This is a genomic window from Streptomyces chromofuscus (assembly GCF_015160875.1).
Classification (GTDB): domain Bacteria; phylum Actinomycetota; class Actinomycetes; order Streptomycetales; family Streptomycetaceae; genus Streptomyces; species Streptomyces chromofuscus.
Window position 1 is genome coordinate 1,753,161 of record NZ_CP063374.1, and the last position, 26,802, is coordinate 1,779,962.

Annotated in this window: 23 protein-coding genes and 2 pseudogenes; 3 read left to right on the forward strand and 22 right to left on the reverse strand. The window is 72.5% G+C overall.

Annotated features, from left to right (window positions below; translation table 11 throughout):
* Window positions 1-118: 118 nt before the first annotated feature.
* On the forward strand, window positions 119-1,159 hold the full coding sequence (locus IPT68_RS07925) for a phosphatase PAP2 family protein (protein WP_189699551.1): 1,041 nt from the start codon (window positions 119-121) through the stop codon (window positions 1,157-1,159).
* Window positions 1,160-1,240: 81 nt separating this feature from the next.
* On the opposite strand, the gene IPT68_RS07930 is transcribed toward IPT68_RS07925, so the two are convergent.
* The 5 genes and pseudogenes from IPT68_RS07930 to IPT68_RS07950 all read right to left on the reverse strand — a co-directional run bounded on the left by IPT68_RS07930 (window position 1,241) and on the right by IPT68_RS07950 (window position 6,630).
* Window positions 1,241-1,450, reverse strand: a complete 210-nt coding sequence (locus IPT68_RS07930; RefSeq protein WP_189699552.1) for an I78 family peptidase inhibitor — start codon at window positions 1,448-1,450, stop codon at window positions 1,241-1,243.
* 464 nt (window positions 1,451-1,914) lie between these two features.
* Window positions 1,915-2,870 (reverse strand): annotated as a pseudogene (locus IPT68_RS07935) (helix-turn-helix transcriptional regulator); the annotation flags it as partial.
* Window positions 2,871-2,881: 11 nt separating this feature from the next.
* The gene (locus IPT68_RS07940; RefSeq protein WP_308438802.1) at window positions 2,882-5,056 is read right to left on the reverse strand and encodes an acyltransferase family protein; all 2,175 of its coding nucleotides are present in this window, start codon (window positions 5,054-5,056) and stop codon (window positions 2,882-2,884) included.
* Window positions 5,057-5,244: 188 nt separating this feature from the next.
* Complete coding sequence (locus tag IPT68_RS07945) at window positions 5,245-5,853, reverse strand: LysM peptidoglycan-binding domain-containing protein (RefSeq protein ID WP_189699553.1); 609 nt, start codon at window positions 5,851-5,853, stop codon at window positions 5,245-5,247.
* A 117-nt stretch (window positions 5,854-5,970) separates the two neighbouring features.
* Window positions 5,971-6,630: a LysM peptidoglycan-binding domain-containing protein gene (locus IPT68_RS07950; RefSeq protein WP_189699554.1), complete on the reverse strand. Its 660-nt coding sequence runs from the start codon at window positions 6,628-6,630 to the stop codon at window positions 5,971-5,973.
* A 546-nt stretch (window positions 6,631-7,176) separates the two neighbouring features.
* Here IPT68_RS07950 and IPT68_RS07955 point away from each other — a divergent pair.
* Window positions 7,177-7,959: a hypothetical protein gene (locus IPT68_RS07955; RefSeq protein WP_189699555.1), complete on the forward strand. Its 783-nt coding sequence runs from the start codon at window positions 7,177-7,179 to the stop codon at window positions 7,957-7,959.
* Window positions 7,960-8,091: 132 nt separating this feature from the next.
* Window positions 8,092-8,460, forward strand: a complete 369-nt coding sequence (locus IPT68_RS07960) for a hypothetical protein (RefSeq protein ID WP_189699556.1) — start codon at window positions 8,092-8,094, stop codon at window positions 8,458-8,460.
* 43 nt (window positions 8,461-8,503) lie between these two features.
* Here the strand turns inward: IPT68_RS07960 and der are convergent, their stop codons facing one another.
* From der to IPT68_RS08045, 17 genes and pseudogenes are all read right to left on the reverse strand, one after another.
* On the reverse strand, window positions 8,504-9,988 hold the full coding sequence (gene der / locus IPT68_RS07965) for a ribosome biogenesis GTPase Der (RefSeq protein ID WP_189699557.1): 1,485 nt from the start codon (window positions 9,986-9,988) through the stop codon (window positions 8,504-8,506).
* 123 nt (window positions 9,989-10,111) lie between these two features.
* Window positions 10,112-10,723, reverse strand: a complete 612-nt coding sequence (locus tag IPT68_RS07970; RefSeq protein ID WP_373300651.1) for a lysophospholipid acyltransferase family protein — start codon at window positions 10,721-10,723, stop codon at window positions 10,112-10,114.
* Window positions 10,724-10,779: 56 nt separating this feature from the next.
* Complete coding sequence (gene cmk, locus IPT68_RS07975) at window positions 10,780-11,460, reverse strand: (d)CMP kinase (RefSeq protein ID WP_189699559.1); 681 nt, start codon at window positions 11,458-11,460, stop codon at window positions 10,780-10,782.
* 164 nt (window positions 11,461-11,624) lie between these two features.
* Window positions 11,625-12,710 carry a prephenate dehydrogenase gene (locus IPT68_RS07980; RefSeq protein ID WP_189699560.1) on the reverse strand — a complete coding sequence of 362 codons (1,086 nt, stop codon included), beginning with the start codon at window positions 12,708-12,710 and terminating at the stop codon, window positions 11,625-11,627.
* Window positions 12,707-13,069: a chorismate mutase gene (gene aroH / locus IPT68_RS07985; protein ID WP_189699561.1), complete on the reverse strand. Its 363-nt coding sequence runs from the start codon at window positions 13,067-13,069 to the stop codon at window positions 12,707-12,709. Before aroH ends, IPT68_RS07980 begins: the two co-directional genes overlap by 4 nt.
* 119 nt (window positions 13,070-13,188) lie before the next feature.
* On the reverse strand, window positions 13,189-14,211 hold the full coding sequence (locus IPT68_RS07990; protein ID WP_189699562.1) for an ADP-ribosylglycohydrolase family protein: 1,023 nt from the start codon (window positions 14,209-14,211) through the stop codon (window positions 13,189-13,191).
* Window positions 14,208-15,188: an NUDIX hydrolase gene (locus IPT68_RS07995; protein ID WP_373300652.1), complete on the reverse strand. Its 981-nt coding sequence runs from the start codon at window positions 15,186-15,188 to the stop codon at window positions 14,208-14,210. Before IPT68_RS07995 ends, IPT68_RS07990 begins: the two co-directional genes overlap by 4 nt.
* Before the next feature lie 188 nt (window positions 15,189-15,376).
* Window positions 15,377-16,454, reverse strand: a pseudogene (locus IPT68_RS08000) (AAA family ATPase).
* On the reverse strand, window positions 16,451-17,101 hold the full coding sequence (gene pnuC / locus IPT68_RS08005) for a nicotinamide riboside transporter PnuC (RefSeq protein WP_189699563.1): 651 nt from the start codon (window positions 17,099-17,101) through the stop codon (window positions 16,451-16,453). The pseudogene IPT68_RS08000 and the gene pnuC overlap by 4 nt, the downstream one beginning before the upstream one ends.
* Before the next feature lie 163 nt (window positions 17,102-17,264).
* Complete coding sequence (locus IPT68_RS08010; protein WP_189699564.1) at window positions 17,265-18,335, reverse strand: pseudouridine synthase; 1,071 nt, start codon at window positions 18,333-18,335, stop codon at window positions 17,265-17,267.
* A complete protein-coding gene (gene scpB / locus IPT68_RS08015) occupies window positions 18,335-18,991 on the reverse strand; it encodes an SMC-Scp complex subunit ScpB (protein ID WP_189699565.1) in 657 nt (218 codons plus the stop codon). Before scpB ends, IPT68_RS08010 begins: the two co-directional genes overlap by 1 nt.
* On the reverse strand, window positions 18,988-20,052 hold the full coding sequence (locus IPT68_RS08020; protein ID WP_373300649.1) for a segregation and condensation protein A: 1,065 nt from the start codon (window positions 20,050-20,052) through the stop codon (window positions 18,988-18,990). Before IPT68_RS08020 ends, scpB begins: the two co-directional genes overlap by 4 nt.
* A gap of 483 nt (window positions 20,053-20,535) precedes the next feature.
* Window positions 20,536-21,105, reverse strand: coding sequence for a hypothetical protein (locus IPT68_RS08025; protein ID WP_189699567.1), 570 nt, complete (start codon window positions 21,103-21,105; stop codon window positions 20,536-20,538).
* On the reverse strand, window positions 21,090-22,082 hold the full coding sequence (locus IPT68_RS08030; RefSeq protein WP_407699463.1) for a ParA family protein: 993 nt from the start codon (window positions 22,080-22,082) through the stop codon (window positions 21,090-21,092). The genes IPT68_RS08025 and IPT68_RS08030 overlap by 16 nt, the downstream gene beginning before the upstream one ends.
* A gap of 531 nt (window positions 22,083-22,613) precedes the next feature.
* Complete coding sequence (ald, locus tag IPT68_RS08035) at window positions 22,614-23,738, reverse strand: alanine dehydrogenase (protein WP_189699569.1); 1,125 nt, start codon at window positions 23,736-23,738, stop codon at window positions 22,614-22,616.
* A 130-nt stretch (window positions 23,739-23,868) separates the two neighbouring features.
* Window positions 23,869-25,932 (reverse strand): tetratricopeptide repeat protein, encoded by a 2,064-nt coding sequence (locus IPT68_RS08040; protein WP_189699570.1) that lies wholly within the window; start codon window positions 25,930-25,932, stop codon window positions 23,869-23,871.
* A 196-nt stretch (window positions 25,933-26,128) separates the two neighbouring features.
* Window positions 26,129-26,755 (reverse strand): NUDIX domain-containing protein, encoded by a 627-nt coding sequence (locus tag IPT68_RS08045; RefSeq protein WP_189699571.1) that lies wholly within the window; start codon window positions 26,753-26,755, stop codon window positions 26,129-26,131.
* Window positions 26,756-26,802: the final 47 nt, after the last annotated feature.

Consider the following 26,802-nt stretch of genomic DNA (forward strand, 5'->3'; position numbering starts at 1 on the left):
CTTATTGCCGGACTTCCTGGAAATAAACCCGTTCCTGAGAGCAATCCCACATCACATCGTCATTACAACCCCGGTGATTCGGCGGGGAACTGAGCTCACTCGCTGTAACGTCGATTGTGTGCGTACCGAACCAAAGCTGACCCGGCTCGACCGGATCTTCGCCCGACTGGACCGTGAACCCGAACGGCCGGTCCTGGACGTGCCGCGCATGACGCGGCACCGGGTGGTGCTCTTCGGCGCGACGCTCGCCTTCTACCTCACGATCGTCCTGGCCGTGGTGACCACCTCGTGGCTGGTCCGGTTCGACTGGCAGGCGATGCTCTTCCGGCCGTACCAGCAGTGGCCGGAGATCCACGCGTTCCTGGACTACTGGGTGGTGCTCGGCCAACGCGGCCCGACCGCCGTGATGGTCGCCGCCTGGCTCGGCTGGCGGTCCTGGCGGCAGCACACCCTGCGGCCGCTGCTGGCCTTCGGCGCGGCCCTGCTGCTGCTGAACGTGAGCGTGGGCGCCGTGAAGTACGGCCTGGGCCGCTCGGGCCCGCACTACGCGACCGAGGTCGGCTCCAACGAGATGTGGCACTGGTTCCAAGCCGGCAGTGACATATTTCCCTCGGGACACACCGCGAACGCCGTCGTGACCTGGGGCATCCTCGCCTACCTGGCCACCTCGCCGCGGGCCCGGCGCTGGTTGTCGGCCCTGTCGGCCGTGCTGTCGCTCAGCGTCGGCCTGACCACGGTGTATCTCGGTACGCACTGGCTGAGCGATGTGCTGCTGGGCTGGACGGCGGGGCTGCTGATCCTGCTGGGACTGCCGTGGTTCGAGCCGCCGATCGCCCGTGCCGAGGCCTGGCTGCTGGGCCTGCGCGACCGCTGGCCGGCCGGCGCGAGCCGTACGACACCGCAGGCCGCGCCGGTGCCGGCCACCGTGCCCGTCACGGTCGCCCCGCTCCCGGCCTCGGAGGAGGAGGCGCCGCCGCGCGAGACCGTCTCCCAGACGGCGGCCCGCCCCCCGCGGGCGCCGGTGTTCCTGGCGCCGGGCCCGCACACCACCCGCGCGGAGCGCACGCCGGTCAGCCCGGCCGGCAGCCGCCGACCGCAGCACCCCGAGCGCGCCACGCGCGGCTCGACCCCGGCGGCCCGTCCCCTCACGGGCGGCTGACCGGCCCGGACGCAGGCCGAAAGGCCCCGGTTCCCGCAGTGGGAACCGGGGCCTTTCCGCGTGGCGGAGCCGCGTGTCCGGTCAGCCCTTCCAGGCCCGTGTCACCGTGCTGTCCTTCACCTCGAAGTTCAGCCGGCCGACCCGGTACTCCATCGTGATGATCGTCCCCGGCGGCAGCGAACGCACCGTCGTCCAGCCACGCCCACGCGCGCGTTCCTCCGCGTCGGCCTGCGGGAGACCGACGTAGGTCTCGGGATCGTCATCGGGTTCGGATGTCGAGAACGGTGCCATGCCGCCACGCTAGGCGCTGCGGGGCGGGCGTGGGAAGTGGACGCCGTGCACCGTCCGTCACTGGTCCCCTTCCGGTCACGCTTCTGTCACAGGATCACGACACGCGTTTCAGTGGAACTCCGTCACACGGACGGGCGGTTCCGTCCCCCTTGCGGCCGTACACGAACGCAATTTTCGCGCGGGGCCGTGGCGCCGTGAATAGCGCGACCCAAAACTTCGCGACCGAATGCCCCCGGACGCCTTTTCCTTCCGATTCCGAACGGGCCCGGGACAGCCACGCAGGCGCACAGGAAATACACATTCTCGGCACAGAATCCGCGTGCGCCGTCGTTGGTCGCGCCCGGGGCCGCGCGCGCGTCAGTGCCAGGAACGTCGAGGTCGACAGCCCTTGAGGCCACGGCCGCCCCGACGTGCGACCGCACACCACCCGGGGTGCGCCGAGCGTCGCGCCATTCGGGCACCCCGCGTCGCAGGGCCCGGCTCAGGCGGTCCCGGGCGACCGTGATCGCCTCGGTCAGTTCCGCCGGCTCCAGCACCTCGAACTCCAAGCCCAGCAGCATCACGTGGAGGACCATCACGTCCAGGCTCGCCGCCCCGGTGCGCAGGACGCACGCGTCGTCGCCGTCGGGCTCCAGCGTCCCGTCGGACGGTGAGACCCGCTCGGCCGCCTCCGCGAGCGGCACCAGCAGCCGTACGACGGCCCGCGTGGCGTACGCGCGCGTGGAGACCCCCTGCGACACGTAGGCGGCCAGGTCCTCGGCGGGCGGGGTGCGCGGGGCGCAGCGGGGGCCGTGCGGCGGTTTCGGCGTGATGCGGTCGACGCGGAACGTCCGCCAGTCGTCCCGGTCGAGATCCCAGGCGACGAGGTACCAGCGCCGTTCCGTGCACACCAGGCGGTGCGGTTCGACCGTGCGGCGGGTGGAGGCGCCGTCGTGCGCGAGGTACTCGAAGCGCAGCCGCTCGGCGTCCCGGCACAGTCCCGCCGGCTCGGTCAGCAGCGAAGGGTCGACGACGGCCCGCGGGCCCGGAGCATCGGCACGGTGAAGGCGTTGAGGGCGCCGACCCGGCGGCGCAGCCGGTACGGCAGCACCTGCTCCAGCTTGGCGAGCGCCCGGACGGAGCTCTCGCCGATGCCCTCGACGCCCTGCCCGGCCGCCGTGCGCAGGCCGACGGCGACCGCGACGGCCTCGTCGTCGTCCAGCAGCAGCGGCGGCAGCTCGGCACCCGCGCCCAGCCGATAGCCGCCGCCCGTGCCCGGGCTGGCGTTGACCGGGTAACCCAGCTCGCGCAGCCGCTCGGCGTCCCGGCGCACGGTCCTGGGGGTGACGCCCAGGCGCTCGGCCAGCTCGGCGCCGGACCACTCACGGTGCGCCTGGAGCAGGGACAGCAGGCGCAGCAGACGGGCGGAGGTCTCGAGCATGCGCCCGAGTATCACCCACCCGGACGCCGGCTCAGGTCCGCTCCGAAGAGCCGCAGCAGTTCGTCCTCCACGACCGGGGTGAGCGCCGCGACGTAGCCGTCCGCCAGGTGACCGAAGTCCCGGTAGACCATGGTGTTGCCGACCACGACCGGGCAGTTGCCGGACGGGGCGCAGATCCAGTCGTAGGGGTCGATGAGCGTCACGTCCTCGGCGGCCGCCGCGGCCCGGATCGCCTCGGTGACCTCGGGCTTGGGGTCGGCGCTCGAACGGTGCCGGGCGCAGTCGCTCAGGCTGTCGGGGTGCGCCACCGCGCAGTCCACCGCGTTGTTCTTCGGCCAGGGGGTGTCCAGGACGGTGAGCACCTTGGTGTGGCCGCCCTGCTGGAGCATCCGGTAGGTCTCGGCCTGTCCCCGGCCCCACACCTCGGCCATGTCGCCTGGCCCGTACAGCTTCGCCGAGTTGGAGCTCGACGTGATGACGAGCTCGGGCTCCAGCTCACGGATCCTGTCGAGGGTCACCGCACGCCAGTCGTCGCAGGAGGAGTACGGGCCGCCCTGCCACTCGATGGTGATCTGGGAGATCTTGCACGCGTTCTTGGTGAACGAGTAGAGCCGCCAGTGGTGCTTGCGGGCGATCGCGTCGAGCGCCGGGAACCACTGCGCCACGTGCGAGTCGCCGAAGAGGACCACGGAGCGGTCGGCGGTGCGGTCGCCGTACAGACAGGGCTGTGTCTGCACCTTGTCGGTCATTTCCAGGGCGCAGTCGTCGGTGTAGACGGCGGACCTCTTGTAGGCGGTGTCCCGCATGCTCGGCGTGAGGTTGGACGGGAGCTTCTCCACCGGTTGCCCGAGCAGCTCGGTCAGTGCGGCACGGGGGTCGGACGCGCTCGCGATGGTCTCCTTCGTGTCGGGCCGTGCCGTGCCCGAGCTCAGGGCGGGCGGGAACTGCGCGGCGAGCACCGCGGCGGCGGCCGCGGCGGCCGACAGGCCGAGGCCGAGCGAGAGTCCCCGGCGGGCACGGGTCTTGAACGCGCGGTGGAAACGCATCGGGTTCTCGACCAGGTGCAGGGTGCCCCAGGCGAGGACGATGCCGCCCAGCGCGGCGATCAGCCGCAGCGGCCCGTCGTGCTCGCCGAATCCGGCGGCGGCCGGAACGATGAGGATGAGCGGCCAGTGCCACAGGTACCAGGCGTAGGAGATCCCGCCGATCCAGACGGCGGGCCGCAGCGACAGGAGCGCGCCCGCGCCGTATCGGCCGGCGGCGGCCCCTCCGGCGAGGACGGCGGCGGCGCCGGCGACCGGGATGACGGCGTGGTGGCCGGGGAAGGGGGTGCTCTCGTCGAACGCCACGGCCGCGTAGGCGATGGCGGCCAGGCCGGCCCAGCTCAGGGCCGCCGCGACCGGGCGCGGGATGTCGTCGAGGCGGTGCGCCGCCAGGGCCAGCAGGGCGCCCACCGCCAGCTCCCAGATCCGCCCCTGCGACCCGAAGTAGGCCCAGGAGGGGGAGGTCTCGGTGAGGTGGAGGTTCAGGGCGAAGGAGCCGGCGGCCAGGGCGAGCAGCGGGATCGCCAGCAGGACCCGGCGCCGGAAGAGCTTGAGGGCGACGATCAGGACGATGGGCCAGATCAGATAGAACTGCTCCTCGACCGCCAGTGACCAGAAGTGCTGGAACGGCGAGGGCGGCACGTCCGCGTTGAAGTAGTCGGTGCCCGCCTCGGCCAGCCGGAAGTTGACGACGTACCAGGCGGAGGCGATGGCGTCCTTGGCGTAGTCCGCGAAGCGCAGCGGGCCCAGGAAGAGCCAGGAGCCCGCCAGGGTCGCGAGGACGACGAGGGTGGAGGCGGGCAGCAGGCGCAGCGCCCGGCGCGCGTAGAAGCGGCCCAGCGATATGCGGCCCTCGCGGGTCCACTCACGCAGCATCAGCGAGGTGATCAGGAACCCGGATATGACGAAGAAGACGTCCACGCCGATGTATCCACCGGCCACGTGGGGCACCCCCGAGTGGGAGAGCACCACGAGCGAGACCGCGACCGCGCGCAGGCCCTGGATGTCCCGTCTCAGTCCGGGACCGCCCGTGGGAGCGGACGGTTTCCCGCGGTCCGCGGAAGCACCGTCCCGCGGTGCCGGAACGGACGGGCTGTCATCGGAAGCAGGCCGCGCGGGGTGCACGAGGCGGCGGACGGGCACCGTGGAGATCTCCTTGCTCAGGGGGTGTCACCCGGCCGAGTACGGGTGTTCGCCCCGGAGCCGGACGATCGAACGTACCGTCGGCCGGGTCCGCGAGTCATGACGTTGTCATTACATCGTCATAACGGGCGGGTGGACCCGGCCTGAACGGGGACTGACCGTGACTGTACCGGAGCCGTCCGGGCGGCTCAGCCGGCGAGTGGCGGGCCGAACACCGCGGGGACGTCCTGCAGGCGGGCGGGAGAGCCCGGGATGACCAGAGTTATGCCGACTTCGATCCGTTCCGGCTTGGCCCCGATCGTCTTCTTGTTCGCGTCGTAGAGGGCTTTCCAGCCGCCCCCGACCTTGTACGTGCGGGCGATCGAGTACAGGGTGTCGCCGCGCTTCACGGTGTACCAGCGACCCTTGAGGCCGTACCGCTTCGCGCAGACCGGCCAGGCCTGCCATCCCTGCACGGCGACGACTTCCCGCGCGACCGCGATCTGTTCCGCGCGGGTGGCGAGGTCCGCGCGCGGGGCGTACTTCAGGCCACCGAACGCCTTCCAGGTGGCCTGCGAGAACTGCAGGCCACCGTAGTAGCCGTTGCCGGTGTTGATGTTCCAGCGCCCGCCGCTCTCGCACTGGGCGACACATCCCCAGGGCCACTGGTCGTCGGAGCACGACGTGGGCAGGTGCCGGGCGGACGCTCCAATCGCCGGGGCCTGGGCCGGGGACGGGGGCGCCGCGTGGGCGGCGACGGGGGCGAGGACGGTCAGCAGGGCGGCGGCGAGGGCCAGGGTGAGAGGTGTGCGTTGCATCGGCTCACGCTAGGCAGCGCCCCACGTGGGCCGTTCGCGCCGCGCCCGCTGCGCCGAGGGGCCCCACCCGGTCGGCGGACCGGCTGGAGCCCGTCGCCGCGTGCGGGAGAATGCGGCTCAGAGGACGAGCCGCTGCCCGGGCACGATCACGTCGGGGTCGCCGCCGACGACGGCCTTGTTGGCGGCGTACAGCCGCTGCCAGGTGGTGCCGTTGCGGGTCGCGATGCCGCACAGCGTGTCGCCCCGGCGGACGGTGTAGTCGCCGCGGGAGGCGTCCCGGTCGGTGTGCCCGGCGTCGCGCACCGGAGCCTGCGCGGGCTGCGACGACCCCGACGACCGGGGCTCGGACGGCCGCGTCGGGGCGGAGTTGCCGGCGGACGCCTCGGGTGCGGCCGGCGCTCCGCCGTACGCCCCGGCACGCACCGAGCAGGTCGGCCAGGCGCCCCATCCCTGGGCGCGCTGGACGTGGGTGGCGACGGCGATCTGCTGCTCCCTGGACGCCTGGTCGGCGGTCGGTGCGTAGGCGGTGCCGCCGTACGCGCGCCAGGTGTCGGCGGAGAACTGCAGTCCGCCGTAGTAGCCGTTGCCGGTGTTGATGTGCCAGTTGCCGCCGCTCTCGCACTGGGCGATGCGGTCCCACACTCCGCCGTCCGCCGCCGTGGCGGGACCGCTCGCGGCGAGCAGTCCGAGCGGGGCCAGCAGGGCCGCCCCGGCGAGGACCGCCGTCGTACGCGCCTTACGGACGTTGTCGCGGCTGGTATCGGCACATTCGGACATGTAATTCCCTCTCGACGTACCCGGGTTCCCCCAGGCCGTGCGCGGTTCCCACGCGAGGGCGTGGTCGTCGCGCCGGCCCCGTCCGCCGGAGGTCGTGCTGCGGACCGGCCTGCTGCGGCCGGTCCGGGTCGGCGGACGTGCCCGAGCGGTGCTCGTTGCACACGGCCGAGGAATGTACGGAGCAGGACGAGCCCGGATCAACCAACTGCCCGTTCATCCAGGCCACTTGACAGTTACCCACGGTAGCGGCATTTTTCCGCCACCCATTTCGTTCGGCGATTTCCGGATTTGTCGACCACTCCCTCCGCCGTTCTGTGACTCACCTCACCGACTCAAGTCCCGCAGCAATGAACGGACTTGACGGAGAGTGCCCGATTCCGCGCCTGCCGTGACCGTATGCGCAGGATGGTTCGATTCCGTTCGCCGGACAGCGTGACTACCGCCACAGCTCGGCCGTTGTCTTCTTCATGAGCCGGGGACCCACCCCGGATCACAGGCCGGGAGCCACCCGGCCTCGCCACGCACCGCATCCCGAGGGAGCCACCCGTGCCGCGCATGCTCGACGTCAGCGACGAGGTTCGCGCCGAGATCGGCGACGAAGAAGCCGACCGGCTGCTCGCCGGAGACAACGCCCCGGGCAGTTACGACTGCACGTCCTGCCGCACTCCGGGCGACTCCGAGCGCGAGCGCACCAGCACCGTCCTGTTCATCGGCGACGAGACCGCGGTGCTCGCCTTCGCCCACGCCGGCTGCCTGCCCTCGCAGGTCGTCCAGGTCACCGAGGAACAGCTCCAGGGCGCCGTGAGGTCCATCAGCGGCAACCGCGGCGACCTGGAGCCCGAGACGGTCGTGCCCGAGCAGGCCGTGCTCGGGGTCACCAGCGGACTCGTGCTGATCGCCGGTGAGTTGCACCCGGCGCTGGTCGTCGAACCCACCGGCCCCATCGTGCGTCCGGGCTCCACCGCCGCCGGGGACGACTTCCTGCCGCTGCTGATCGAGCAGGGCTTCATGCCGGTGTCCGAGCTGAACTCCGTGCCTCCGGTGCTGCACGGCTGGTCGGTGCTGCTCGCCATGGGGCAGCTGCACGCGGTGCTCCAGCCGGGGGCCAACGGCGGGCAGCCGGTGGCGTGGTGGCAGGCGCACCAGCCGCTGCAGGTGACCGAGGGGTGGCGGACGGCCGCCAACAAGCACCAGCAGGTGCTGATGTTCGCCGCACCCGTGGGCTCCATCGGGCGTCAGCCCCGGGAGGACCTGCTGCGGGACGCCCTGGACAAGGCCGCGGCCAACGGCAAGCTGGTCGCCGGCGTGCTGCCGCTCGCCGGGACGTGATCACCGGATCGCCGGAGGGGGCGCGGGAGCACCGGCGTCCTCGGGGCCGTCCGCCGCTGGCCACGCGGCACCGCTCCCCGCGAGGGACGTCGCCGACCGCATCCCTTCCCCTTCGGGGTCGTTTGGACATACGTGCACGCATACGACGTTCCCCGCCGCCAGTCCTTGCAGCCGATTCCGTCCGCTCGGTCCGGTCAGGATCATTCCGGCGGGCCATCGGCCACGCCGATCTACGACGCGCTCTACGCCGAGTACGTCAAGAACTTCCGTGCGCTGCCGGGCGATCGGCGCGGCGAGGAGAACCTCGGGTTCACCGCGTTCTGGAACCTGCCGCACGGCTCGGGCAGCAGCGCCTACAGCGCCTACAGCGCGGGCGCGCAGAGCACCCGGCACAGCGGTGGCCAGCCGACCTGGCAGCGGGTCGGGACGATCGGGCAGCAGCAGTCCACCGGGACGCACCACGTCCCCGCACTGCCACCCGGCCCCCGCCGCGGCATCTGAGAAGGGCGGCCCCGCCGGGGCCGCCCTTCTTCATGCTCTGCCGCTACTTCCGCTTCGCGCCGCGCTTCTCGCGGACCCGCACCGAGATGTGGATGGGCGTGCCCTCGAAGCCGAACTCCTCGCGCAGCCGCCGCTCGATGAAGCGCCGGTAGCCCGCCTCGATGAAGCCGGAGGCGAACAGCACGAACCGCGGCGGCTTCGTGCCGGCCTGGGTGCCGAACAGGATGCGCGGCTGCTTGCCGCCCCGGACCGGATGCGGATGGGCGGAGACCAGCTCGCCCAGGAACGCGTTCAGCCGGCCCGTCGGGACACGCGTCTCCCAGCCCGCCAGCGCCGTCTCGATCGCCGGGACCAGCTTCTCCATGTGCCGCCCGGTGCGCGCCGAGACGTTCACCCGGGGGGCCCAGGAGACCTGGCCCAGCTCGGTCTCGATCTCCCGCTCCAGGTAGTAGCGGCGCTCCTCGTCGAGGGTGTCCCACTTGTTGTACGCGATGACGAGCGCCCGGCCCGCCTCGACGGCCATGGTGACGATCCGCTGGTCCTGCACCGAGATGGACTCGGCGGCGTCGATGAGGACGACGGCCACCTCGGCCTTCTCTACGGCGGCGGCGGTGCGCAAGGAGGCGTAGTAGTCGGCGCCCTGCTGGAGGTGGACCCGCTTGCGGATGCCCGCCGTGTCGACGAACTTCCAGGTGGTGCCACCGAGTTCGATCAGTTCGTCGACCGGGTCGCGCGTGGTGCCGGCGAGTTCGTTGACGACGACGCGCTCCTCGCCTGCAACCTTGTTCAGCAGCGAGGACTTGCCGACGTTCGGGCGGCCGATCAGGGCGATGCGGCGCGGACCGCCGACGCCGGTGCCGCCGACGGCGTCGCGCGGTGCCTCCGGCAGCGCCTCCAGGACGGCGTCCAGCATGTCGCCGGTGCCGCGGCCGTGCAGCGCGGACACCGGGTAGGGCTCGCCGAGGCCCAGGGACCACAGGTAGGCCGCGTCGGCCTCGCCGCTCGGGCCGTCGACCTTGTTGGCGCACAGCACGACGGGCTTGCCGGCCTTGCGCAGCAGTCGGACGACCGCCTCGTCGGTGTCGGTGGCGCCCACCTTGGCGTCGACCACGAAGACGACCGCGTCGGCCGCCTCGATGGCGAACTCGGCCTGCGCGGCCACGGAGGCGTCGATGCCGAAGACGTCCTGCTCCCAGCCGCCGGTGTCGACGACCTTGAAGCGGCGACCCGCCCACTCGGCCTCGTAGGTGACACGGTCGCGGGTGACGCCCGGCTTGTCCTCGACGACGGCCTCGCGGCGGCCGATGATGCGGTTCACCAGAGTCGACTTGCCGACGTTCGGGCGGCCGACCACGGCGAGGACGGGCAGCGGGCCGTGCCCGGCCGCCTCGATGGCGCCCTCGACGTCCTCCAGGTCGAAGCCCTCTTCGGCGGCGAGCTCCATGAACTCCGCGTACTCGGCGTCGCCGAGCGCCCCGTGATCGTGCTCGAACGCGTCCGAGCCGTCGGGCTGGATCTGGTCGTTCATGAAGTCCGTACCTCGTCGTTCATCGTGGTGATCGGTGGAGCACCCGGTTCGGGGTGATCCACTACTCAGTGTCGCCCAGCGCCCGGTCGGGCGCCCGGCGTTTTCGGCCCGCTTCCCGGACCGTCAGACCCGCCCGCCGGGGGCGGCGAGCCGGCCGGTGAGCCGTCTGGCCTGCTCCAGGTGCTCGGTGAGCTGCTTCTGGATGCGCTCGGTCGCCTCGTCCAGCGCCGTGCGCGTACGCCGCCCGCTGCCGTCGCCCGCCTCGAGCGGTTCGCCGAAGACGACGTCGACGCGGTGCCGCAGCGGAGGCAGCCCCTTTATCAACCGTCCCGGCCGTTCGGAACTTCCCAGGACGGCGACCGGGACGACCGGGGCGCCGCTGCGCACGGCGAAGTAGGCGAGGCCGGCCCGCAGCGCGGCGAAGTCTCCCTCCCCGCGGGTGCCCTCGGGGAATATCCCCAGCACGCCGCCGGCCGACAGCACGTCCAGCGCCCGGGTGACGGCCGTGCGGTCGGTGCTCTGCCGGTCCACCTTCACCTGACCGATCCTGGTCAGGAAGGGGTCGAGCGGGCCGACGAACGCCTCCTTCTTGATCAGGAAGTGCACCGGCCGGGGCGCGACGCCCATCACCATCGGACCGTCGATGTTGTGGGAGTGGTTGACGGCGAAGATGGCCGGGCCGGTCGCCGGGACCTTCCAGGCGCCCAGCACCCGGGGCCGCCACAGCGCGTGCATCAGCGAGAGGCCGATGCGCCGGCCGGTCTCCGCGCCCCGCCGGGACGGTGCCTCGGTCACTTCGCCGCCCGCTTCTCCTCGACGAGGGTGACGACGCACTCGATGACCTGCGCCAGCGTGAGGTCGGTGGTGTCCACCTCGACCGCGTCGTCCGCCTTGGCGAGCGGCGAGGTCTTCCTGCCGGAGTCGGCGGCGTCCCGCTTGATCAGGGCCTCGCGGGTGGCGTCGACGTCCGCGTTCTTCAGCTCCCCGCTGCGCCGGGCGGCGCGGGCCTCCGGGGAGGCGGTGAGGAAGATCTTCAGGTCGGCGTCCGGCAGCACCGTCGTACCGATGTCACGGCCCTCGACGACGATGCCGTTGCGCGCGCCGGCCGCGATGGAGCGCTGGAGCTCGGTGATCCGGGCACGCACCTCGGGCACCGCGCTGACCGCGCTGACCGTGGCGGTGACCTCCTGCGTGCGGATCGGGCCGGCGACGTCCACGCCGTCGACCGTGATCGTCGGCTGGACCGGGTCGGTGCCGGAGACGATGTCCGGCTTGCCGGCCACGGCGGCGATCTCCGACGGGTCGTCGACGTCGATCCCGTTGGTCACCATCCACCAGGTGATCGCCCGGTACTGGGCACCGGTGTCCAGATAGCTCAGTCCGAGCTGCGCCGCCACCGCCTTCGACGTGCTCGACTTGCCCGTGCCGGAGGGGCCGTCGATGGCGACAATCACTGCCGGGGCGCTTTCCACTGTGGGGACCTTCCTGGGCCGGGGTGGTGGTGGGGGCGTGACGGTGCCCCGCACAAGGTTACTGGGTGCGGGTCACCCGGCCGGCCCACCCGCCGGGCGCCGACCGGCTGCGGCGGGCCGTCCGGCGTTCGAGCACGACAGCGTCCCCGCCTCGGCCCGAACGCCTACTGCCGCAGCGCCCATCCCCGGTCCCGCAGCGCGGCGCTCAGCACGGGCGCCGCCTTCGGCTCCACCATCAGCTGCACGAGACCCGCCTGCTGCCCGGTGGCGTGCTCGATCCGTACGTCCTCGATGTTGACCCCGGCCTGCCCCGCGTCCGCGAAGATCCGGGCCAGCTGGCCGGGCTGGTCGTCGATGAGCACCGCGACGACCTCGTACGTGCGGGGCGCGGAGCCGTGCTTGCCGGGCACGCGGATCTGCCCGGCGTTGCCCCGCCGCAGCACGTCCTGGATGCCGGAGGTCCCCTCGCGGCGCTTGGCCTCGTCGGAGGACTGCAGGGCGCGCAGCGCCCGCACGGTCTCGTCCAGGTCGGCGGCGACGTCGCTGAGCAGGTCGGCGACCGGTCCGGGGTTCGCGGAGAGGATGTCGATCCACATCCTCGGGTCGGAGGCGGCGATCCGGGTCACGTCCCGGATGCCCTGCCCGCACAGCCGTACGGCCGCCTCCTCGGCGTGCTCCAGACGCGCGGCGACCATGCTGGACACCAGGTGGGGCATGTGCGAGACGAGGGCCACGGCCCGGTCGTGGGCGTCGGCGTCCATGACGACCGGGACGGCCCGGCAGTGCGAGACCAGTTCGAGGGCGAGGTTCAACACCTCGGTGTCGGTGTCCCTCGTGGGGGTGAGCACCCAGGGGCGGCCCTCGAAGAGGTCGCCGGTGGCGGCCAGCGGCCCGGACTTCTCGCGGCCGGACATGGGGTGCGTGCCGAGGTAGCGGGTCAGGTCCAGTCCGCGTGCCTCCAGCTCGCGGCGCGGGCCGCCCTTGACGCTGGCGACGTCGAGGTAGCCGCGGGCGAGTCCGCGCCGCATGGCGTCCGCGAGCACCGCGGCGACGTGCGCGGGCGGGGCGGCGACGATCGCGAGGTCCACCGGCCCCTCGGGCGCCTCGTCCGTGCCGGCGCCGAGCGCCGCCGCCGTGCGGGCCTGCTCGGGGTCGTGGTCGGCGAGGTGGACGACGACACCGCGCTGGGCGAGGGCCAGGGCGGCGGAGGTGCCGATGAGCCCGGTGCCGATGACGAGTGCGGTCCTCACTGGGCGATGTCCTTGCGCAGGGCGGCCGCGGCACCGAGGTAGACGTGGTTGATCTCGGCGCGCGGCCGGTCGGAGTCGATGTGCGCGAGCACGCGGACGACCCGGGGCATCGCGCCCTCGATGTCCAGTTCCTGGGCGCAGATCAGCGGCACGTCCAGGATGCCGAGCTTGCGGGCGGCGGCGGCCGGGAAGTCGCTGTGCAGATCGGGCGTGGCCGTGAACCAGATGCTGATCAGGTCGTCGGTGGTCAGCCCGTTCCGTTCCAGGACGGCGGTGAGCAGGGCCCCGACCTGCTCGTCCATGTGGGCGGCCTCGTCCCGTTCGAGTTGGACGGCGCCCCGGACCGCTCGTACCGCCACGGCGATGCTCCTTGCTGGTGTGCGAAAACGGCTTTCGTCCATCAAGCCTAGTCAGCACGGTGCGGACAGGTGCGGGGCGCTCGCCCGCTGAGACGGAGCAGCCGCGCGCGGCGCGGGAGTCAGAGGTCCCAGAGCGCGCCGAGCGTCACCAGTTCGCTCCGGTACTCGATGCGGTCCGCCCACTGCGCGGGCCAGGCGTCGGCGCCGAGGTACGCGCCCGCGAAGGCCCCGGCGAGACACGCGAGGGAGTCCGAGTCACCGGAGGTGCACGCGGCCCGGCGCAGGGCGGTGAGGGGCTCGTCCACGAACAGCAGGAAGCACAGCAGCCCCGTGGCCAGAGCCTCCTCGGCGATCCAGCCCTGCCCCGTGGCCAGGCACGGGTCGGTCTCCGGCGAGATCGTCCGTACGGCGTCCCGCAGCCGGTCGAGCACGCCGAGGCACTCGTCCCACCCGCGCGCGATGAACCGCTCCGGCGTGGCGTCCTCGGCCCGCGTCCACAGATCGCCCAGCCAGCGCTCGTGGTAGTGCTCGCGGTTCTCGTAGGCGTACGACCGCAGCAGCCCGACCAGTCCGGTCGGCTCGGCGCCCTGCGCGAGCAGTCGCACGGCGTGCGCGGTGAGGTCGGAGGCGGCCAGCGCCGTCGGATGCCCGTGCGTGAGGGCGGCCTGCAACTGGGCTGCTCCTGCGCGCTGTTCGTCGCTCAGCCCGGGGACCAGGCCGATCGGCGCGACGCGCATGTTGGCGCCGCAGCCCTTGGAGTGGATCTGGCTGGCGTCCTGCCAGCGCCGGTCCGGCTGCTCCAGCAGGACGCAGGCCCGGATGCAGGTGTTGCCGGGAGCCCGGTTGTTCTCCGGCGAGCGGTTCCAGGCGATGAACTCCCGCCGCACGGGCTCGGCCAGTTCGGCGGGCCCGAGGACGCCCCGGTCCATGGCCGTCCGCAGCCCGCGCCCCAGCGCCAGCGTCATCTGCGTGTCGTCGGTGACGATCGCGGGCGTGGGCAGTTCCATCCCCCGCCAGGGGCCGCACGTGGCGAGGATCGACGGCACGTCGTGGAACTCGGTCGGGAAGCCGAGCGCGTCGCCGAGGGCGAGGCCCAGCAGGGAGCCGGTGGCGGCGCGTTTGCGGACGGTGGTCGTGGTCATGCGGGGCGTCCTTCCCGGGACGGGCGGAGGAGGGGCGGGTGCAGGGCGGCGGCGCCGCCCGCGCGGTAGAGGGCGGCGGGTTTGCCGCGGCCCTTGGTCAGGCGCGCGGCGCCGGGCACCGGTTCGACGAGGCCGGGGGTGGCGAGCACCTTGCGCCGGAAGTTGGGCCGGTCGAGCGGGGTGCCCCAGACGGCTTCGTAGACCTGCTGGAGCTCGCCGAGGGTGAACTCGGGCGGGCAGAACGAGGTGGCCAGGCCGGTGTACTCCAGCTTGGCCCGGACCCGTTCGCGGGCGTGGGCGAGGATCCGGTCGTGGTCGAAGGCGAGGACCGTGCCGCGGGAAAGGGCCCTGTCGTCGACGACAGCCCCCTCCCGGCCTGCCTGGACCGCTTCGTGCTCGGCGCGGATCCCGAGCCCGGAGAGAGGCAGCCACTGGGCGTGCGCCGCGTCCCCGCCACCACGGGGCTCGGGCAGGTCGGGCACGAGCGCGGTGTACGCGACGGAGACGACGCGCATCCGCGGGTCACGGCCGGGTTCGCTGTAGGTGCGCAGCTGCTCCAGGTGCAGCCCGGCGGCCGCGGTGCCGGACAGGCCGGTCTCCTCGGCGAGTTCGCGCCGGGCGGCGGTCTCGGCGGACTCGTCGGGCCGTACGAATCCGCCGGGCAGAGCCCACCTGCCCGCGTACGGCTCCTGGCCGCGCCGGATGAGCAGTGCCTGCATCTCGCCCCCGCGGACGGTGAACACGGCGAGGTCGACGGCGACGGCGAAGGGCTCGAAGGCGTACTTGTCGTATCCGTCGGGCAACCGTGCCTCCGCGCGGGCGTGCCCCTCGGGCACCTTCCCCTCCCCGCCGCCGTGCCCCTCGGGCGGCACCATCGCCTTCGCGTCGCCGTGCCCCTCGGGCACCTTCCCCTCCGCACGGCCGTGCCCCCCGGGGACCACAGCCTCCCCGCCGCCGTGCCCCACGGGCGGCACCATCGCCTTCGCGTCGCCGTGCCTCTCGGGCACCTTCCCCTCCGCCTCCGCACGGCCGTGCCCCCCGGGGACCACAGCCTCCCCGCCGCCGTGCCCCACGGGCGGCACCATCGCCTTCGCGTCGCCCTGCCCCTCGGGCACCTCCGCCTTCCCCCGGCCGGGACTTCCGGGGACCGGCCGGCCCGGCGCGCTCATCGCTTCTCCGGCAGTGGATCGGCGAGGTCCCAGCCCTCCGCGAGCAGGTCGTCGACGGCCGCGACGGCGGTCGCCAGGCGCTTGTCGTGCGGGCCGGTCAGGGTGAGGAACCGCCGTCCGGTGCGGGTGAGTTCCGTCCGGAAGCGCTCGGTCATCCAGGGCCGCAGCTCCTCGCCGTCCCGCAGCCCGTCGTCCTCGAAGGGCACGCCCTCGTGGTCGGTGAGCAGCCACAGGTGCTGGCGGCGGGGCGCGGGGATGCCGGGGTTGCGTCCGCCGACGTACCGCTCGTGCCAGACGGTGGTGGCGAAGGAGTCCGTGTCGCAGAAGAGCACGGGCGAGCCCTCGGCCCCCGCCCGGTCCTCCAGGGCGTTCTGCCGGGCGCCGATGAGCGGGAACTCCTCCGAGGTGAACTCCACGTCCTCCCAGACGGCGCCCGGGTGCTCGCGCCGCAGGGCGGCGAGCTTGTCCTCGCTGAACCGGCGCCCGTACTCGGGCACGTAGCGCGTCCCGGCCGCGGTAGTGCTCGGTCAGGGCCCTGGCCATCGTGGTGGTGCCGGTGGACTCGGCGCCGAGGACGACGACGCGGCGGGCGAGGGCGCGGCGCACCGGCGCTTCGAGGAACTCCCAGGAGCCCACCGGGTCCTTGCGGACCGCCGTCCCGGACACCGGGAAGCGCCGCCGCTCCGGGTCGACGCAGACGGACACGGCACCGAAGCGCCGGGCGAGTTCGTCCCCGTACGCCTCCGAGGTGAACACGGCGTCCACACGCTCGGACACGGCGCCCCGGAAGACCGCCATGTGCGCGTCCCACACCGCCGGATCGGTGACGTCCACGGGGATGTCGTCGACGGCTCCCACGACACGTACGTCCGGATGGACCTCCCGCATCCACGCCGTCCGCTCGGCCAGCGGGATCGACTCGACCGACGAGGCGCAGACCAGCACGGTCAGACGGTCGCACCGGTCGGCCGCGCTGCGGACGAGATGGTGGTGGCCCGCGTGCGGCGGATAGAACTTGCCGAGCACGAGCCCGTGCCGGAACCGCCGCCGTGCGCCCGCCGCGTCCTCGCTCATGCCACCGCCTCCACGGCCTGCGGCCGGGCCGCGAGCTCCCGGCGCCAGTTGAGCAGCCCGAACACGCACAGGGCGAGGAAGCCGGCGTAAAGGATCGACGTGAGGTACAGGTCCTTGTACGCGTACAGCGGGATGTAGACCACGTCAGCGGCGATCCACAGCCACCAGGACTCCAGGCGCTTGCGGCACTGGCCGTAGGTGGCCATCAGGGACAGCGAGGTGGTGAGGGCGTCCCAGAACGGCACCGTCGAGTCGGTGGCCCGGTCGAGGAGCAGCGTGATGCCGGCCGTGCTCACCATCCCCGCCGCGCACAGCCACGCCCACTCGGTACGGCTCGTGCGCCGCACCGGCAGGACGTCGGAGCCCGGACCACCCCCGTGGGCCCAGGTCCACCAGCCGTACCCGGCGAGGGTGATGAAGACCAGCTGCAGTCCGGCGTCCGCGTACAGTCCGGACTCGGTGAACAGGAGGATGAAGAACAGGTTGTTGGCGATCCCGACGGGCCAGTTGGCGATGTGGGCCCGCGCGACGAGCCAGACGCACAGCGCGCCGCTGCCGAATCCGAGCACCTCCGTCCAGCTGACCGGGGTGCCGATGACGGTGACGAGCGGTCGCTGCAACGGTTCGAGCATCTCCGCGAGACTCACTCCACCCGCCTCCTTAATAGTCACTGAGACTATAAAGAGCGCGGACGGGTCGGCACAACCCGTTTGCCCACCCGTTCCCGGGGCCCCGTCCCCCGCGCCGGACAAGCGAATCGGCCGGCCCCGGCGCTCCGGGACCGGCCGACGGATCGACGTGCGCGCGCGGCTACAGCTCGACCTCGCGCATGAGCATCCCGACCTCGGTGTTGGACAGCCGCCGCAGCCAGCCCGACTTCTGGTCGCCCAGGGTGATCGGGCCGAAGGCGACGCGCACCAGCTTGTCGACCGGGAAGCCGGCCTCCGCGAGCATGCGGCGCACGATGTGCTTGCGGCCCTCGTGCAGCGTGACCTCGACGAGGTAGTTCTTGCCGGTCTGCTCGACGACCCGGAAGTGGTCGGCGCGGGCGTACCCGTCCTCCAGCTGGATGCCGTCCTTCAGGCGCTTGCCCAGGTCGCGCGGGATCGGGCCGACGATGTGCGCCAGGTAGGTCTTCTTCACGCCGTACTTGGGGTGGGTCAGCCGGTGGGCCAGCTCGCCGTGGTTGGTGAGCAGGATGACGCCCTCGGTCTCGGTGTCGAGCCGCCCGACGTGGAAGAGACGCGTCTCGCGGTTGGTGACGTAGTCGCCGAGGCACTGCCGGCCCTCGGGGTCCTCCATCGTCGAGACGACGCCGGCGGGCTTGTTCAGCGAGAAGAACTGGTACGACTGGGTCGCGACGGTCAGGCCGTCGACCTTGACCTCGTCCTTCTCGGGGTCGACCCGCTTGCCCTGCTCGGTGACGATCTCGCCGTTGACCTCGACGCGGGCCTGGTCGATCAGCTCCTCGCAGGCCCGCCGGGAACCGTACCCGGCGCGCGCGAGCACCTTCTGCAGCCGCTCGCCCTCCTGCTCGGCGCCCGGGAAGGTCTTGGGCAGCTTGACGTCCTTCTTGCCCGCGTACCGCTCGCGGTTGCGCTCCTCGACCCGCGTCTCGTACTCGCGGGAACGCGCCGGTGCCGTACGGCCGCCCTGCTGGGGCTTCTTCGGGCCGCCCTTGGCGCCGCCCCGGGCCGCGCCGCCGCGCCCGGCCTTCGGGCCGTCCTTGGTCGCCCCGGGGCCCACGTCGTAGCGGCGCTCCTCGGGGCGGGGCTTGCGGGGGCGGCCCTGCCCCTGCTTCTGGTCCCGGTCGTTGCCGGCGCCGCGGTAGTTGCCGCGCCCGCCGGTCCCGCCACTCTTGCCACTGCCGCTGCTTCGCATCAAAGTTCCGTCGTCTTGTCGTCTGCGTCCTCGGAATCCGGAGCGTCCGGATCGAACGACGGCACGCCTTCCTGCGTCTCGGCCTCGATCGCCTCGGCCTCCGGGAGGAAGGGCGCGAGCTCCGGGAGCTCGTCCAGGCCGCGCAGGCCCATCCGCTCCAGGAAGTAGTTCGTCGTCGTGTACAGGATCGCACCTGTTTCGGGTTCCGTGCCCGCCTCCTGCACCAGACCCCGCTGAAGCAGGGTGCGCATGACGCCGTCGCAGTTCACTCCGCGCACGGCGGAGACGCGGCTGCGGCTGATCGGCTGGCGGTACGCCACCACCGCGAGCGTCTCCAGCGCCGCCTGCGTGAGCCGGGCGGTCTGGCCCTCCAGGGCGAGCCGCTCGACGGCGGGCGCGTACGCGGGGCGGGTGTAGAAGCGCCAGCCGCCGGCGACGACCCGCAGCTCGAAGCCGCGCCCCTGCGCGGTGTACTCGTCGGCCAGCTCCCGCAGCGCCGTGCTGATCTGCCGCTTGGGCCGCTCCAGTATCTTCGCGAGGTGCTCCACGGTCGCGGGTTCGTCCACGACCATGAGGACGGCCTCGAGGGCGGGCTTCAGCTCCAGGTCGGCGACGGCGCGCAGCCCGGGCGGCAGCTCGGTGGTCTCCTCGCTCACTCCTTCTCCTCCTGCTCCTTGGGCTGCTCTGGCGGTCGGTCGAACTCGTCGGTCACCATCGGCCCGGCGTCCGACTCGCCGCCGGTCCAGCGCACCAGGAGCTCGCCGAGGGCGGTCTCCTGCTCCAGCGCCACGGCCTTCTCGCGGTACAGCTCCAGCAGCGCCAGGAACCGCGCCACGACGGTGAGGGTGTCGTCGGTGTCCTCGACGAGCGCGCGGAAGCTGGCCTCGCCGAGTTCCCGCAGCCGTGCGACGACGATCCCGGCCTGCTCCTGCACGCTCACCAGCGGCGCGTGGATGTGGTCGACGTACACCTGCGGCTTGGGCTTCGGCTGCATCGCCTTGACGGCGAGCCTGGCGAACCCCTCCGGGCCGATGCTGATGACGACCTCGGGGAGCAGCTCGGCGTGCTCCGGTTCGAGGCCGACGGTACGGGGGTGGCGGTGGGCCTCCTCGTCCAGGCGGCGGTCGAAGATCTCGGCGACCTGTTTGTACGCGCGGTACTGGAGCAGCCGCGCGAACAGCAGGTCGCGCGCCTCCAGCAACGCCAGGTCGGCCTCGTCCTCCACCTCGGCGGCGGGCAGCAGACGCGCCGCCTTCAGGTCGAGCAGGGTGGCGGCGACGACCAGGAACTCGGTCGTCTCGCCCAGGTCCCAGTGCTGCCCCAGCGCCCGGATGTGCGCCATGAACTCGTCGGTCACCTTGGACAGCGCGACCTCGGTGACGTCGAGCTTGTGCCGCGAGATCAGCTGGAGCAGCAGGTCGAAGGGGCCCTCGAAGTTCGACAGCCGCACCCGGAAGCCACCGGAATCACCGTCCCCGACGTCCTCGGGAGCCTCAGTGAACTCCGCAGGGGCTTGCACGGACTCCGCAGGGGCCTGAGCGGGCTCCACGGGAGCCTGAGCTGACTCCGCCGGAGCCTCAGCGGACCCCACTGGGACCTGAGCGGACCCCACGGGAGCCTGAGCTGACTCCGCCGCAGCCTCAGCGGACCACACGGGGACCTGAGCGGACCCCACGGGAGCCTGAGCTGACTCCGCCGCAGCCTCAGCGGACCACACGGGGACCTGAGCGGACCCCACGGGAGCCTGAGCTGACTCCGCCGGAGCCTCAGCGGACCACACGGGGGCCTGAGCGGGCTCCACGGGGGCCTGAGTGGGCTCCACGGGGGCCTGAGCGGGCTCCACGAGGGCCTGAGCGGGCTCCACGAGGGCCTGAGCGGGCTCCACGAGGGCCTGAGCGGGCTCCACGGGCCTCGTCGCGAGCTCGGCGTGAGCCTCCGCGTGCTCAGCGGGAACCTCGGGTCCACGATCCGGTTCCGCTGCGGCGGGCTCGGGCGCCTCGGGTTCCGGCCTCGCCGGAGGGACCGGCTGGGGTGGGACCGGTTCGGGTGGGCTCTGCTCCGGTGGGATTCGCTCGGGAACCGGCGCCTGGGCAGGTCCGGCCGGAGCCCCTGGGCCCCTGCCCAGCGCACGCCGACGGCCGGCCGGGCCGGAGGGGGAGACTGGGGAACCGTGCGAGGTCATGGCCCCCGCAGGCTACCGCTAGCGCCCGCGCAGCCGACGTACGAGGATGCTGGCGTCCCCCCGGGTCTCCAGGTCGGCCAGCACCACGGCGACCGCCTCGCGCACGATGCGCCCCCGGTCGACGGCCAGCCCGTGCTCACCCCGGAGCACGAGACGCGCGTGCTCCAGATCCATCAGCTCCTCGGCGGACACGTACACCGTGATCTTCTCGTCGTGCCGCTCACGTCCACTGGGCCGCCGCGTGGCCGCCCGCCCGCGCTTGCGCTGCGTCGCCGCGGCAGAACCTTCCTGCGCCGCCGCCTGCCCCTGCCGCCGCGAGGAGCGCTCCGCGCCCCGGCTGCGCGACTCGGTGTCGGCCGGCTCCGCGTCGGCCGCGACGTGCTCCGCCCCGTCGCCGTCCCCGCCCTGCGCGGGCACGGACTGCGGCGTGTCCTCCGAGACTGCGGCCGCCGCGTCGCCCTCCGCCGCGGGGGGCGGTACCCGGGCCTCGCCGTTGGCGCCCCGCCGGGGAGTGGATGCCTGGAGCGCCATTCCCCCTGTCGTACGGAACAGTTCGTCGGCCCCCGGCAAACTCACTCGGCGTGACACCGGGCGAGCACCTCCCTGGCGAGCTGGCGGTAGGCGGCGGCACCGACGGAGTTGGAGGCGTACGTGGTGATCGGCTCGCCGGCGACCGTGGTCTCCGGGAAGCGGACCGTGCGCCCGATGACCGTGTGGTAGACGTGGTCGTCGAACGCCTCGACGACCCGCGCGAGCACCTCGCGGCTGTGCACGGTGCGCGAGTCGTACATGGTGGCGAGGATGCCGTCGAGCTCCAGCTCCGGGTTGAGCCGCTCCTGCACCTTCTCGATCGTCTCGGTCAGCAGCGCCACACCGCGCAGGGCGAAGAACTCGCACTCCAGCGGCACGATCACCTTGTGCGCGGCCGTCAGGGCGTTCACGGTGAGCAGGCCGAGCGAGGGCTGACAGTCGATCACGATGTAGTCGTAGTCTGGCAGCAGCGGCTTCAGCGCGCGCTGGAGCGACGACTCGCGGGCGACCTCGGAGACGAGCTGGACCTCGGCGGCCGACAGGTCGATGTTGCTGGGCAGCAGGTCCATGTTGGGGACCGCGGTCTTCAGCAGCACCTCGTCGGCCGACAGGCCCCGCTCCATGAGCAGGTTATAGACGGTGAGGTCCAGCTCCATCGGGTTGACCCCGAGACCGACCGACAGCGCGCCCTGCGGGTCGAAGTCCACGAGCAGCACCCGGCGTCCGTACTCCGCGAGCGCGGCACCCAGGTTGATGGTGGACGTGGTCTTGCCCACACCGCCCTTCTGGTTGCACATCGCGATGATGGTCGCGGGGCCGTGGTCGGTCAGCGGGCCCGGGATCGGGAAGTACGGCAGCGGGCGCCCCGTCGGGCCGATGCGTTCTCGGCGCTGGCGGGCCGCGTCGGGCGCGAGCGTGGCCGCGTACTCCGGGTCGGGCTCGTACTCGGCGTCCGGGTCGTAGAAGTGCCCGTCGGGCAGTTCGTCGTAGTCGGCGAAGTGGTTGTGGGGCGCGCCACTTCCGTCGCCGGCCATGGCGTTCACGTGATGGCCATCCATGCTCTGGTGTGCTGGCTGAGTCACCCCTGACTTGTGGTGACTCTGGTGGGCTGCGAAGGTGCGCACCGCTACGGAGCCGACAGCCTCGAACCCCGCGGGAGCCTGGCCCCGCGCAAGGCTTCCTGGTCGACCACCCCCGGGAGAAAATGTCGACTCATTCACAAGTCGTCTTACCTCCTTGGTGACCAGGAAACTTCTAGACAGGTCAGCGTGGCACCATGCCGACGGTTGGCGACTCTATGGCGTGTCGGGCGTCCGCAGCAACACAATCCGCCGGACCCGGCAGGATGTGTCGGCAATGAAACATCCCTCTGTCAAGGGCGTACGGCCGTCGCACGGCAGGTTTCACCGGTGTGCGAATCGGCTCAAGGGTGACGTTCGAGGCGAGTTGGCCGAGAGCCGCAAAGTGACCATACACACATCCGGCCGGACCTTGTCGGGCAAGGTCCGGCCGGGTGCTGGCGGTTGACGAACCGTATTGACGTATCGCCTTTGCGAGATGATGACTTAGCCGAGCAGGGACTCCAGCTCCACGTGGTCGAGTCCGTGCGCCTCGGCGACCTCGCGGTAAACCACCTTGCCGTCATGCGTGTTGAGGCCCTTGGCCAGCGCGGGGTCGCGCCGCAGCGCCTCGACCCAGCCGCGGTTGGCCAGCTCCACGATGTACGGGAGCGTGGCATTGGTGAGCGCGTTGGTGGAGGTGTTCGGCACGGCGCCCGGCATGTTGGCGACGCAGTAGAAGACCGACTGGTGGACCTCGAAGGTCGGCTCGGCGTGCGTGGTGGGACGGGAGTCCTCGAAGCAGCCGCCCTGGTCGATCGCGATGTCGACAAGGACACTTCCGGGCTTCATCCGGGAGACCAGCTCGTTGGTGACGAGCTTCGGGGCCTTGGCGCCGGGGATGAGCACCGCGCCGATGACGAGGTCGGCGTCGAGGACGGCCTTCTCCAGCTCGAAGGAGTTGGACATGATCGCCTTGACCTTCGTACCGAAGATCCGGTCGGCCTCGCGCAGCTTGTTGATGTCGCGGTCCAGCAGGGTGACGTCGAAGCCCATGCCGACGGCGATCTGGGTGGCGTTCCAGCCGGAGACTCCACCGCCGATGACGACGGCCTTGGCCGGGGTCACGCCGGGAACGCCGCCCGGCAGCACACCGCGGCCGCCCGCCGCGCGCATCAGGTGGTAGGCGCCGACCTGCGGGGCGAGACGGCCGGCGACCTCGGACATCGGGGCCAGCAGCGGCAGGGCGCGGCTGGGCAGCTCGACGGTCTCGTAGGCGATGGCGGTGGTGCCGGACTCCAGCAGGGCGTCCGTGCACTCCTTGGAGGCGGCCAGGTGCAGGTAGGTGAAGAGCGTCTGGTCCTTGCGCAGGCGGTGGTACTCCTCGGCGATGGGCTCCTTGACCTTGAGCAGCAGGTCGGCGGCGGCCCACACCTCGTCGGCCGTCTCCAGGATCCGGGCGCCGGCGGCCACGTACTCGGCGTCCGTGATCGAGGAGCCCAGACCGGCGCCGCGCTCGATGACGACCTGGTGACCGTTGCGCACCAGCTCGTGCACGCCGGCGGGGGTGATGGCCACCCGGAACTCGTTGTTCTTGACCTCGCGGGGGATGCCGACCTTCACGTCGATCACGGTCCTTGGCTCAGAGGGGGTGTATTACAGGCATACCCGGATGTTCGGGGCACACCGGGAGACACCGCAGGAGAACGTGCGGCAGAGCCAGTTTAATGAAGGCGTTCCAGCTGTCTAGCCTTCCATTGCATCAATCTTCAGCTGATGTACTACGGATTTCGCAGGCGTTAGCGGCTTGTTCCGTGGCTGAATCTGGCGTTTCGGGCTTCTGGCTCTCCTCCCCCAGCATGCGCTCCGCGGCCCGGCGGTGCAGCAGGGCGGCCGTCGGATCACCGAGATGCTCCAGCGTGTCGGCCAGCCGCAGATGCAGCGCGGCCTGCAGGCGTGCGTCCTCCGCCCGCCGCGCCCACTCGACGGCTTCCTGGCAGGTACGCAGCGACTCCTCGGGCCGCCCGGCGTACTCCTGGACCCGCGCCAGCTCGCTCAGGGCCCGGGCGTGGGCGGCCACATCGCCCAGCCTGCGGTACCCGGCGATGGCGGCCCGCCAGTTACGCTGCGCCTCGCCGTAGCGGCCGGCGTAGGTGTGCGCGGTCGCGATCCGGCCGTACAGCCGGGCGGCCTCCTCGCGCTCCCCGCGGGCCAGGCGCTCGGCCAGTGCCCGGCCGAACCAGTCGGCGGCCCGGTCGTGATCGCCGAGCTCCTGGTGCGCCCCTCCTACGGATTCCATCGCGCGACCGGTCGCATACGGGTCGTTCGCCCTGCGTCCGGCGTCCAGCGCGGCCCGGTAACGGACCAGGGCGTCGGCCGTCCGGCCGGTCCTGGCGTCCAGATCGCCCAGATTCAGCAGCGCCGCCGCCTGCTCCCGGGGCAGGTCCCGGCGCTCGGCCACGTCGAGGACGAGCCGGTGGATGCCGTACAGGTCGACGGCGGCGGCCTGCATCCCGACGTGGGCCACCATCGCCCGCACCAGCTGGGACATCAGCCGCCGGGCCAGCGTGTCCAGCTCCCCGTCGGCGACCGCCAGCCGGGCCGAGGCGAGCAGCGCGGGGCGGCGCCCGCGCAGCCAGTCGGCGGCCGCGCGGGGGGTGGGGAAGCGCAGGGCGCGTGGGGTGCCGGCCAGCTTCTCGCGGGCCTGGGGGCTGTCGGTCTCGGTGATCGCCCGGCAGGACTGCAGCAGCCGCACGGTCCGCTCCAGCATCCGAGCGCGGGCCAGCTGCAGCTCGGCGGGGCGGTCCTCCCTCTCGCAGACGGCGCGCAGCAGCGGGTGCAGACAGCCGGGCACCTCGTACTCCGGCAGCGGCGAGCCGTCCGTGCGCAGCAGACCGAGGGCGACGAACTCGTCCAGACTCTGCCGGGCGCCGTTGACCGAGCAGCCGGCGAGCGCCGAGGCGGTGTGCGGGTCGATGCGGCCGGCGGGGGCGAGGGAAAGAAGGCGCAGGATCCGGGCGGCGGTGCCCGGCAGCGAGGAGTAGATCAGCCGGAAGACCCGGCCGAGGGGCGTCCCGTCGTCCCCCTCGCCGTGCAGCTGCTTGGTGAGGTCGGCGACGGCCGCCTGGGGGCGGGCGGCGAGCCAGCCGCCGGCCAGCACCAGCGCGGCCGGCTGGGCCTGGCACGCCTCGACGAGTGCCTCCGCCGCCCGCGGGTCGACGGTGATCCGGACGGAGCCGGTGTGCCGGGACAGCAGCTCGACGGCGGACTTGGTGTCGAGCCCGCCCAGGGTGCAGGGGCGGACGTCCGGGATGCCGGTCAGCGGGCGCTGGGCCACGGCGACGACCAGGCAGTCCGGGGTGTCCGGGAGCAGGGCGTCGACCTGCTCGGGGTCGGCCGCGTCGTCCAGCAGGAGCAGCACCCGGCGGCCGGCGAGCGCCTCGCGCAGCGCCGCCGTCAGGTCGTCGTCGGCGGCACCGGGCGGGGTCGGCAGATCCAGGGCGGTGAGCAGGTCCCCGGCGGCGCGGCCCACCGGCACGGGGGTGCCGTCGGGCTCGCTGAGCCGGGCGCGCAGGATCCCGTCGGGGTAACGCTCGGCGACCTGGCGTACCAACTCCTCGGCGAGGGCGGTACGGCCGGAGCCGGGACGGCCCGCGATCAGCAGTACGCGCGCGCGTGGGGCCTTGCGGCCGGACAGGGTGTCCAGTCCCGCGCGCTCGATGTCGGCGCGCAGTTCCTTCAACTCCCGCGTGCGGCCCAGGAACGGGCTCGGCGCACGGATGCCCGACACCCGCACGTCGCCTGGGTCCACCGCCTGATCCGCCACGGGCCACACTCCCGTCCAACCGCACGCGCAAAAGCCCGCCGGGACTCCGGTTCAGGCCTTGCGCCTGCTTCTCGGCTCACTCGCGGAGAGCCTAGTTCACGCTCTGCGACGAACCGGGCGGAGCACGGCGGGGACGTCCCCCAATCGGATCAAGCGATCGTCACACCGGAGGACGCCGGATGCGGCAGACGGGCGCTCAGGCCTCGAAGGGACGCGCCGGCCACGGCGCCTCGGCCGGGCGCAGCGCCTCGAGCCCGTCGCCGCGCTGCGCGGCGACCAGCGAGAGCACGCCCACGACGAGGCAGGTGTTGTGCAGCTCGCCGGCCAGGACGCCCCGTACGAGCTCATCGACCGGGACCCGCGCCAGCTCCAGGTCGGTCTCCTCGTGCTCGGCCTCGAAGCGCTCGCCCTCGGCGTCGGACAGGCCGCGGGCGAGGAAGACGCGCACGGCCTCGTCGCAGCCGCCGGGGGTGGTGTAGACGTCGGTCAGCACCCGCCAGTCCTCGGCCTTGACGTGCGCCTCCTCGTACAGCTCGCGCTGGGCGGCGTGCAGCGGGTTCTCGCCGGGCACGTCGAGCAGACCGGCCGGGATCTCCCACAGCTTCTGGCGCACCGGGTGCCGGTACTGGCGCAGCACCAGCACCCGGCCCTCGTCGTCCAGGGCGAGGACGGCCACCGAGCCGGGGTGGACCTGGTAGTCGCGGCGCACGACCGTGCCGTCGGGCATGACCACGTCGTCCGTGCGGACCGAGGTCTTGTTGCCCACGAAGGGGGTCTCCGTCGCCCGGATCTCCCACTCCTCGTGGGTGTCCTTGATCGTCATGCCCTGTCCTTCCGGAGGTACCGCCGACGTGCAAAGGAAAGCCGGGG

Bases quoted from the DNA above. Each gene is read 5' to 3' on its own strand.
- IPT68_RS08030 (WP_407699463.1), bottom strand. From the start codon at position 22,082: ATGGCCGGCGACGGAAGTGGCGCGCCCCACAACCACTTCGCCGACTAC.
- IPT68_RS07950 (WP_189699554.1), bottom strand. From the start codon at position 6,630: ATGTCCGAATGTGCCGATACCAGCCGCGACAACGTCCGTAAGGCGCGT.
- IPT68_RS07970 (WP_373300651.1), bottom strand. From the start codon at position 10,723: ATGCACGCGCTGTGGCGGCCCCGGGTGCTGGGCGCCTGGAAGGTCCCG.
- IPT68_RS07930 (WP_189699552.1), bottom strand. From the start codon at position 1,450: ATGGCACCGTTCTCGACATCCGAACCCGATGACGATCCCGAGACCTAC.
- IPT68_RS08010 (WP_189699564.1), bottom strand. From the start codon at position 18,335: ATGCGAAGCAGCGGCAGTGGCAAGAGTGGCGGGACCGGCGGGCGCGGC.
- IPT68_RS08045 (WP_189699571.1), bottom strand. From the start codon at position 26,755: ATGACGATCAAGGACACCCACGAGGAGTGGGAGATCCGGGCGACGGAG.
- der (WP_189699557.1), bottom strand. From the start codon at position 9,988: ATGAACGACCAGATCCAGCCCGACGGCTCGGACGCGTTCGAGCACGAT.
- IPT68_RS07945 (WP_189699553.1), bottom strand. From the start codon at position 5,853: ATGCAACGCACACCTCTCACCCTGGCCCTCGCCGCCGCCCTGCTGACC.
- IPT68_RS07995 (WP_373300652.1), bottom strand. From the start codon at position 15,188: ATGGTGCCGCCCGTGGGGCACGGCGGCGGGGAGGCTGTGGTCCCCGGG.
- IPT68_RS07990 (WP_189699562.1), bottom strand. From the start codon at position 14,211: ATGACCACGACCACCGTCCGCAAACGCGCCGCCACCGGCTCCCTGCTG.